We start from the raw sequence: 8177 nt of genomic DNA on the forward strand, positions 1-8177 counted from the left end.
GCCGCCCCCGGGTCCGCCCCCGCGCCCGCCGTGCCGCCCCCGGCCGCCCGGGGCGCCGCCGGCGCGGTACGGGCCGGGCCCCGCGGCCGGAACCCCGCGTCCGCCGCGCCCGCCACGCCCGCCGCGTCGCTGCCGGTCGCGCGCCCGGCCCGGGAGGCCGTCGCACGGCGCCGACCTGCCCCGACGGCGCCCGCCCCCACCGTGCCCGCCTCCGCGACGCCCGCCGGACTCGGGCGTCGGCTGGCCGCGCGCGCCGTGGACACCGTCGTACTCCTCGTGGTCGCCGTCGCCGCCGGAATCCCGCTCGGCCGCTCGGCGTCCGAGCACCTCCAGCAGAAGCTCGACCAGGCCCGGATGGCCAGTTCCCTCACCCGGCGCCAGGTCCAGGTCTGGCTGGTGGACGACGTGGTGCTGGGTAAGGTCGCGGTCCTGCTCGGCATCCTGCTCTTCGTCAGCCTGCTCTACGAGGTGCTGCCGACCGCCCGCACCGGCCAGACCTTCGGCAAGCGACTGGCCCGGATCCGGGTGGCGGACGCCGCCGCCCCCGGCGCCCGGACCAGGCTGAGCCTCGGCCGCTCGCTGCTCCGATGGGCCGTCAGGCAGCTCGGCCTGCTGCTGCTCCTCGGCCTGGTCTGGCCCCTGTTCGACCGCCCGGCCCGGCGTGGCTGGCAGGACCGGGCCGCCCGCACCCGGGTGGTCCGCGACTGAGGCCTCCCGGCGTGGCGGCCGGCTCCGGGCGCGGAGGCACCATCCGACGCGGAGGCACCATCCGGCCCTGGCGGCAAAACGGACAGAATGTCCCAAACCGCGAGAATGTGTGATGTTCTACTCGACGGATGAGTACTCACGACCCCTCAGGCTCCCAGCCGGAGGGGGGCGGCCAGCCCTCCTTCGACAAGCAGTCCCCGCAGCCGGGCGGCGGCACGCCGGAAGACCGGCCGTCGGACCCGAACCCGTCGCCCGCCCCGCCGCCCACCGGCGGCCCGTCCGACGGCACCCCCAGTACCCCGCCCGAAGGCCCCGGCGCGTACGGCGGCACCTACGGCGGCCCGACCGGCGGCCAGAGCCCGCCCGGCGAGAACCCCTACGGCCAGAAGCCCTACGACCAGCCCCCGCCCGGCTACGGCCCCACCGGCTACGGAACCCCCGGCGCCGGGCCCGTCCCCGGCATGCCGCCGATCGGCAGCTGGCCCAGGCGCATCCTCGCCCGCCTGATCGACTACCTCCTCGTCCAGGCCGTCGCCGTGATCGTGGTGGCCCCCTTCGCCGACTTCGGCAACCGCTCCGGCGAGGTCGGCGCATTCTGGCTCGGCTGCGGCATCTACCTCCTCTACGAAGGCCTGATGCTCGGCCGGGACGGCCAGACCCTCGGCAAGAAGGCGATGCACGTCCGTGTCGCCATGCTGATCGACGGAAACAAGCCCACCCAGAGCGCCGCCTGGACCCGCGCGGCCGTCTACATCCTCCCCGCCGTGATCTGCTGCGCCGCCTTCTGGTGGATCATCGACGGGATGTTCGGCGTCTTCGACAAGCCCTACCGGCAGTGCATCCACGACAAGGCCGCGAAGACCGTGGTGGTCACCACCGACTGACCGGCCGAGCGGGGCCGCGACGCCCGGCGGCGGACAGGACCCAGCGTTGCTAGCGCTGCCGGGCGTACTCGTGTCCGGCCGCGGCCGGGGAGGTCGCTCCCGCCCTCGCCGCCGACCGGCCGGACACGGCGAGCGACAGCACCGTCACCACGGTGCCGAGCGCCAGCGCGAACCCCTCCAGCACCACGACCTCCAGGACGCCCGAGGCGTCCGAAACGGCCAGCAGTGCCACCGTGGCGGCGACGACGGTGAACGAACCGAGGCAGTACTGGGCAGCGGACGGACGAGGCATGGCGGGGGGTCCTTCGCGCGTCGGGGGGAACGAGCGGGAATCGTGCCGGTCCCAGAAGTGCTGCCCGGCAAGGGAGTTCGGTAAGTCCAGGCTAACCCGCCGGACCGGGAGCACGGGGGGCGCACAGGCTCACCCCGGGGTCGTCCGCCCCTCGGTACGGTGAACCCGACCGCGCCCGCCCCACCCACCCGGGGGAACACCCGTGCCCATCCCCGCCGACTGGCCCACCACCGAAGCACAGGCACTCGCCGAACAGGAACGCCTGCGCCCCCTCGTCCAGACCCACGACCCCGACGACGCCTACGGTTCCGGGGGCTCCGACGGTTCCGGCTCCGGCAGCGGGGTCGGGCGGCTCATCGCCGGCGTCGACGTCGCCTACGACGACGAACACGACCTCGTCGCCGCCGCAGCCGTCCTCCTCGACCACGACACCCTCGCCGTCGTCGAACAGTCCACCGCCGTCGGCCGCATCCCCTTCCCCTACACCCCCGGACTGCTCGCCTTCCGCGAACTCCCCGCCGTCCTCGACGCCCTCGCCGCCCTCACCCACACCCCCGACACCGTCGTCTGCGACGGCTACGGCCTCGCCCACCCCCGCCGCCTCGGCCTCGCCAGCCACCTCGGCGTCCTCACCGGCCTGCGCACCCTCGGCGTCGCCAAAACCCCGTTCACCTTCCACCACCACGACCCCGACACCCCCCGCGGCTCCACCACCCAGCTCACCGACCCCGCCACCGGCGAAGAAGTCGGCCGCGCCCTCCGCACCCGGCCCGGCGTCAAACCCGTCTACGTCTCCATCGGCCACCGCATCAGCCTCGACACCGCCGTCCGCACCACCCTCCAACTCGCCCCCCACTACCGGCTCCCCGAAACCACCCGGCACGCCGACTCCCTCTGCCGCCGCGCCCTCGCCGACGCCCTCCACACGAGGACGCCTGCGAACTGACCAGGTACCAGGCGGAATTCGGGCCCCGTGTGTTAGACATGAGACACCGGGGCCCAACCCCGGCAGCGACCCACGGACGCACGGGGGAGGCGCCGAAGTGGCAACAGGAACCGGCACGACCGGAGGCGCCGGCCAGGGCTACCGCGTCGAGGTCGAACAACTCCGCGCCTTCGCCGCCCAAGTCCGGCTCCTCCTCGCCGAATTCCAGCACCACGCCGACGGCACCGGCACCCACGGGCGCAGCGGCATCGGCAGAACCGCCTTCGGCACCTTCGCCGAAGCCACCGAGATCCACAACCGCTACAACACCATGCGCGACGGCCTGCGCGACGTCCTCAACCAACTCCAACAAGCCGTCGACGAAGCCCAGAAGAACGCCGAACTCACCGCCACCACCTACGAAGAACACGACCAGCACACCGCGAAGAAACTCAAACTCGGCGACGACGGCTGGTCCGTCGCCAACCCCTCCGCCAGCAGCAAGGCCGCCTACGAGCACACCGTCGCCCCACCCGCCCCCTGACCCCCGGCCACCCCCGGCCGAGCCCGAACGGAGGCGAACCCCCCATGGCCTACACCGACTTCACCACCTACAGCCACGCCCAACTCCGCACCATGGCCCAGACCCTCAACCCCGGCGAAGTCATGGCCGCCGGCGACCCCTGGCGCCACGCCGCCGACACCCTCAAGGCCATCCGCGCCACCCTCACCCGCGCCAGCACCGAAGCCGCCGTCACCTGGGAAGGCGCCACCAGCGACGCCTTCCACACCCGCATGCTCCACCTCGCCGACAGCATCAACAACGCCGCCTCCTACGCCAACGACGCGGCCAACACCCTCCACAACATGTCCGAGGCCATCGCCAAGGCCAAACGCGACATGCCCGAGGAACCCAGCACCTGGGAAAAGGTCAAGGACACCGTCGGCGACGGCGTCTCCTCCGTCTTCGGCGGCGACGACGAACACATCCCCGTCGCCGACCGCCGAAAAGCCGAAGCCGCCACCGTCATGCAAACCCTCGCCATGCACTACCGCATCGCCACCCCCACCCTGAAGCCCCCACCCCCACCGGGAACCCCGTCGAAGCCCGGAGCGCGCGACGACTTCTCCGACAAGACCGGTGCCGACCAAGGCGGGGCGGCTGCGGTGGGCGGCCTCATGACCGGCATGGGGGTTGGCAACATGGGCTCGCCCGGAGGCCTCTTCACTCCATCGGAGACGGAGCCATCGAAGCCTCGGGGTCGCAGGCCGAGCAGCGCCGGTGCCGCCCCGGAGTCGCCGGGTGCCTCGGGAAAGACCTCGGTGGCCTCGGAACCCGGAATCAAGGGCGGGGTGGCCACGGCACCGGTCAAGCCGGGGCCGGTCAACTTCGGCGCGGGAACGACGGTGGACGGTACAGGCACCGCGCCGCCGACGGTGGCCGGGCGGCCGGCGTCGACCGGGGTGACGGGCGCGCCGGTCTCCCCGGGGCCGGGCACCCAGACCGCCGCCGGCCCAGGAGGGTTCGGGCCGGGTGGTGGCGCAACGACGCCGGGTCTGTTCGCCGGGGTGAGGGAGACACCGGCGGTCGTCGAGCGAGAGCCCGGGGGTCGCGGCAGCCTACCGGCCGGGCCCGGTGCAGGCCGCGGCGGCCAGGTCCCCGAAGGCGTCCGCGGTGGCGGCCCGGGTGCCGGAGGCAGGGGCGGTTCGGTGGCCGGTCGGGTCGGGGGCGGGGTGGTGGGCGTCGGCGAACGACCGGGAGCCGTACTGGGTGGCCGGGCGCCCGCCGGGGAGGGCGCCTCCGGCGGCAGGCGGGCTTTCACCGAGGGCGGGTCCGGCCTCGGGCTGCGCAATCGCCCGCGGCCGGAGTCCGCGGGCGTTCCCACGTCGTCCCAGGTGCCCGCGGTTCCGTGCGGGGGCGCCCAGGGGCGGGCCAAGGACAAGGAGGGCGGCCGCAAACGGCCGGACTACCTAGTTGAGGACGAGCAGACCTGGGCATCGGAAGGGCCCGTCAATCCGAACGTGGTGAAATGACTCCTGGTCCGCAGACGACCGGGTGATTCGATCGGGGCCCTCGTGGTTCGTGGACCACTGGGCGCCGCTGTGCTGAGTGGGGTGACCGGGCTTGAGGGACGGGCGACTTGGGCGCGGACTGGCCGTGCTGGCGGCGGGAAGTCTGGTCGTGGCGATCGGGGCGGGTCGGGCCGGCGCGGACAGCATCCGCGACGAGCAGTGGGTGCTCGGCGACTACCGGGCCGAAACGGCGTTGTGGCCGGTGTCGCAGGGCGGCGGTATCACGGTGGCCGTCATCGACAGCGGTGTGATGACCGGCCATCAGGATCTGACCGGACAGGTGGTGCCCGGGGCCGACTTCTCCGGTGACAACGGAGACGGCACGGTTGACAAGGATGGCCACGGCACCGGGATGGCGAGTCTCATCGCCGGTCACGGCCATGGCGACGGTGCCGGCATCATGGGCCTGGCACCGAAGGCGAAGATCCTCCCCGTCCGCGTGAGTTGGGATTCCGCTGACGCCGTGGCGCAGGCCGGTCTCGTCCGGGCGATCCGGTTCGCCGTCGACCACGGTGCCAAGGTGGTCAACATGTCCATCGGCGGTTACGCCGGGGCCGACCAGGAGACCAGGGCGGCCGTCAAGTACGCCGTCGACCACGACGTGGTCATGGTGGCCGCGACGGGAAACAGCGGGAACGAGGCCACCCATGTCGAGTACCCGGCGGCCTTCCCCGGAGTGGTGGCGGTCGGCGCGGTGGACCGGCAGGGGCGACTGTGGGAGAAGTCGAGCTACGGACCGGAGACCACACTGGTCGCCCCCGGGGCGGAGATCTACCGGGCCAGTGCGAAGACCTCTGCCGGCTACGGCGTGGGCAACGGCACCTCCGATGCCACCGCCTACGTCTCCGCCACCGCCGCGTTGATCCGGGCGAGGTATCCGGAGCTTTCGGCTGGGCAGGTGATCAATCGGATGATCAGGACTGCCACGCCGCCGCGGGACGGGTCGGCGGTGCCGGGGAGCAGGTACGGCTTCGGGGTGCTGGCGCCGGCGAAGGCGTTGGAGGCTGATCCGGTGGTGGACGGCGGTTCTCGGGTGAATCCGTTGGTGGGGCGGGGGGAGTCGCAGGGGGCTGCGGGGGGCGGGGTGACGGAGGAGCCTGGTGGCGAGGCCGTGGTGCCTGCGGCGGGGGCCGGTGGGGCCGGCGGGGGCGGCTGGTTCGGGGTCGGGGTTGCGGTGGGGGTGGCGTTGTGGGGGGTGCTGGTCGGCGGGGTGGTGGCGGTCGTGGTGTGGGTGGTGCGGGTGCGGCGGCGCAGGGGTGCGGGCGGCTGAGGGCGGCGGGCGGGGTGGCAGCATTTTGGTGGCGGTTGGCGTCATTGCCGCTGGTGGGGTGGGTGGTGGGGTGGCCATGCTGGGGCCATGAGTGCTTCTGAGCGTGGCGTGGATCCGGTGGGTGTGGTCGTTCCGGACGGCAAGGACTGGACGTGGGTGTTGGAACGCCCGTGTCCGGATTGTGGGCTGAATGTTGCGGCGGTGGTGCGGGAGGACGTCGCGGGGATGGTTCGGGCCAATGCGGAGGCCTGGGTGGCGTTGTTGGCCGGGGCCGAGGAGGGTTTGCGTCGGCGGCCGCGGCCGGGGGTGTGGTCGGGGCTGGAGTACGCGTGCCATGTCCGGGACGTGTTCCGGCTGTTCCGGGTCCGGTTGGACCTGATGCTGGCCGAGGAAGCCCCGCTGTTCCCGAACTGGGACCAGGACGAGACGGCGGTCGCCGAGCGGTACGGGGAGCAGGTGCCGGCGGTGGTGGCCAAGGAGTTGGCGGTGGCCGGGGAGGCGCTGGCGGCGGCGTTCGGGCGGGTGGCGGGCGAGCAGTGGGGGCGGACCGGGGGCCGTAGTGACGGGGCGCGGTTCACGGTGGAGTCGTTCGCCCGTTATCTGATCCACGACCCGGTGCACCACTTGTTCGACGTGACGGGCGAGCGGGTCTGAGGGGGCTCACCAGCCGGAGGCCTCCCACAGCATGGTGCGCCGGAGTCGGCCGGCGACGCTGGCGGTGTCGGTGCCGATGACGTCGGCGATCTCGGGGGCGGCGAGGCCGACGACGTAGTGCAGGATCGCCAGGTCGTCGTCGGCGGGGTGGCGGTCCGGTGCGGCGGGCACGTGCCGGGTGTGGTCGGCGACGGTGCTGCGCAGGATCTGCCAGGCGTTCGCGGTGGGGTTGGAGCTGCCCAGCAACTCGCGCCATTGGACGGCGATTTCGGCGAATGCCTGTTGGACGGCGGTGGCCGCGCTGCTGTGCTCGGTCAGCCACACCCGGGCGTAGCTGAGGTACCGGGGGCGGTGGAGTTCGCAGAAGGCGGCGAACTCCAGTGGTACGTCCTCCGGTTCACCGGGCCTCGGGGGCGGCTCGGCGGAACTCGCGTGACGATTGGTCATCTCGGCTTCTCGGAAAGGGAGATGGGTGGCTGACGGTCGATCATCTGCGCTCACTCTACGATATGCCCTCGGTGCGCTGGGTTACCAATCGGATTGAATGCCCGGAACCCGCCGCCGCTCGGCCGGTTCCGGTGTCGACCGGTGGGGCGCGGTGGTGCAGCGGTGGTGGGGCGGCCGGGCGGAGGATCGGTGGGGGAGGGTGGCGCAGTGGTGCGGGGGGTGTAGTTGCGAGCGCGTCGCGGCTGGTCAGGGGGTGCAGAAGGGCCGTGGTTGCAACACGGTTGATGTGCCACCGTAGGGCTTATGGAGGCTGGCGTCCACGCCCACGGCGCGAAGCTGCGGCCGCACAACCATCCGCGCAACCACACCTTCGGTCGCGCCCGTACCGGCGTGGCGCGACGGGCCGGATGGGCACCGCCGTGCATGCCTCCGCCGGGGGCGCGCAGCCCGGGTGCGGGCGGTGGATGCGGGCGGTGGATGCGGGCGGTGGGTGCGCTGCGCGCCGAGGCGGGTGTGGCGGGGGCGTGGCGGCAGGGGTGGTGGGTGGACGGTGCGCTCGCCGTGGCGGCGGCGCACCGGGTGGCCGAGGGGGCGGAGCAGGCGTTGATCCGGGTGGTCCCGCGCCTGCTGGCCGCCACCGTGCACGTCGGCCACGCCTCGGCGGCCTGGGGGCCGAGGCGCGGGCGGGGTGGTCTGCCGTCAGGGCTGCGGTCGGGCCTCCGTCGGGGAGAGGCGGTCGTCGACGGCGCTGCTCCGTTCGACCTGGGCGGGGAAGGATTCGATGGCCCTCCGCCGGGCGAGTTGGGCCGCGGGGGGGGCGGCGGGCGCGCCGGCCCCGCCCCGGCCGGCGGGCGCGGGGGGCGGGCGGCGGCCGCGGGGGGGGGCGCCGCGCGGGGGGCGGCGGGGGGCCCGCAGCGTACGGGC

Annotated in this window: 10 protein-coding genes; 7 read left to right on the forward strand and 3 right to left on the reverse strand. The window is 73.7% G+C overall.

Going from position 1 to position 8177, the window contains the following annotated elements:
* Positions 1–708, forward strand: a 708-nt coding sequence (locus ACFV61_RS27920) for an RDD family protein (protein ID WP_380494533.1), incomplete at its 5' end; no start/stop codon positions are given.
* Positions 709–836: 128 nt separating this feature from the next.
* Complete coding sequence (locus tag ACFV61_RS27925; RefSeq protein WP_063349197.1) at positions 837–1592, forward strand: RDD family protein; 756 nt, start codon at positions 837–839, stop codon at positions 1590–1592.
* 49 nt (positions 1593–1641) lie between these two features.
* Here ACFV61_RS27925 and ACFV61_RS27930 read toward each other — a convergent pair whose 3' ends face one another.
* Positions 1642–1884 carry a hypothetical protein gene (locus tag ACFV61_RS27930; RefSeq protein WP_380335187.1) on the reverse strand — a complete coding sequence of 81 codons (243 nt, stop codon included), beginning with the start codon at positions 1882–1884 and terminating at the stop codon, positions 1642–1644.
* Between the two features lie 202 nt (positions 1885–2086).
* On the opposite strand from ACFV61_RS27930, the gene ACFV61_RS27935 reads away from it, so the two are divergent.
* From ACFV61_RS27935 to ACFV61_RS27955, 5 genes are all read left to right on the forward strand, one after another.
* Entirely contained in the window at positions 2087–2830 is a 744-nt protein-coding gene (locus ACFV61_RS27935) for an endonuclease V (protein WP_380494535.1), read from the forward strand.
* A 97-nt stretch (positions 2831–2927) separates the two neighbouring features.
* Positions 2928–3353 (forward strand): hypothetical protein, encoded by a 426-nt coding sequence (locus ACFV61_RS27940; RefSeq protein WP_363370297.1) that lies wholly within the window; start codon positions 2928–2930, stop codon positions 3351–3353.
* 44 nt (positions 3354–3397) lie between these two features.
* Complete coding sequence (locus ACFV61_RS27945) at positions 3398–4843, forward strand: WXG100 family type VII secretion target (protein ID WP_380494537.1); 1446 nt, start codon at positions 3398–3400, stop codon at positions 4841–4843.
* 148 nt (positions 4844–4991) lie between these two features.
* Positions 4992–6152, forward strand: coding sequence for a S8 family serine peptidase (locus ACFV61_RS27950; protein WP_380494539.1), 1161 nt, complete (start codon positions 4992–4994; stop codon positions 6150–6152).
* A gap of 87 nt (positions 6153–6239) precedes the next feature.
* Positions 6240–6806 (forward strand): DinB family protein, encoded by a 567-nt coding sequence (locus ACFV61_RS27955; protein ID WP_380494541.1) that lies wholly within the window; start codon positions 6240–6242, stop codon positions 6804–6806.
* A 6-nt stretch (positions 6807–6812) separates the two neighbouring features.
* Here ACFV61_RS27955 and ACFV61_RS27960 read toward each other — a convergent pair whose 3' ends face one another.
* Positions 6813–7253, reverse strand: coding sequence for a hypothetical protein (locus ACFV61_RS27960; protein ID WP_063349204.1), 441 nt, complete (start codon positions 7251–7253; stop codon positions 6813–6815).
* Between the two features lie 699 nt (positions 7254–7952).
* Positions 7953–8177: hypothetical protein (locus ACFV61_RS27965; RefSeq protein WP_380494543.1), on the reverse strand; the 225-nt coding region annotated here is incomplete at its 5' end.

Origin of the sequence: Kitasatospora sp. NPDC059817 (genome assembly GCF_042731835.1) — a bacterium.
Classification (GTDB): domain Bacteria; phylum Actinomycetota; class Actinomycetes; order Streptomycetales; family Streptomycetaceae; genus Kitasatospora.

What these genes read in the sequence shown, in the direction of transcription:
- ACFV61_RS27930 (WP_380335187.1), bottom strand. Translation starts at nt 1,884, where the DNA reads ATGCCTCGTCCGTCCGCTGCCCAGTACTGCCTCGGTTCGTTCACCGTC.
- ACFV61_RS27945 (WP_380494537.1), top strand. Translation starts at nt 3,398, where the DNA reads ATGGCCTACACCGACTTCACCACCTACAGCCACGCCCAACTCCGCACC.
- ACFV61_RS27925 (WP_063349197.1), top strand. Translation starts at nt 837, where the DNA reads ATGAGTACTCACGACCCCTCAGGCTCCCAGCCGGAGGGGGGCGGCCAG.
- ACFV61_RS27960 (WP_063349204.1), bottom strand. Translation starts at nt 7,253, where the DNA reads ATGACCAATCGTCACGCGAGTTCCGCCGAGCCGCCCCCGAGGCCCGGT.
- ACFV61_RS27955 (WP_380494541.1), top strand. Translation starts at nt 6,240, where the DNA reads ATGAGTGCTTCTGAGCGTGGCGTGGATCCGGTGGGTGTGGTCGTTCCG.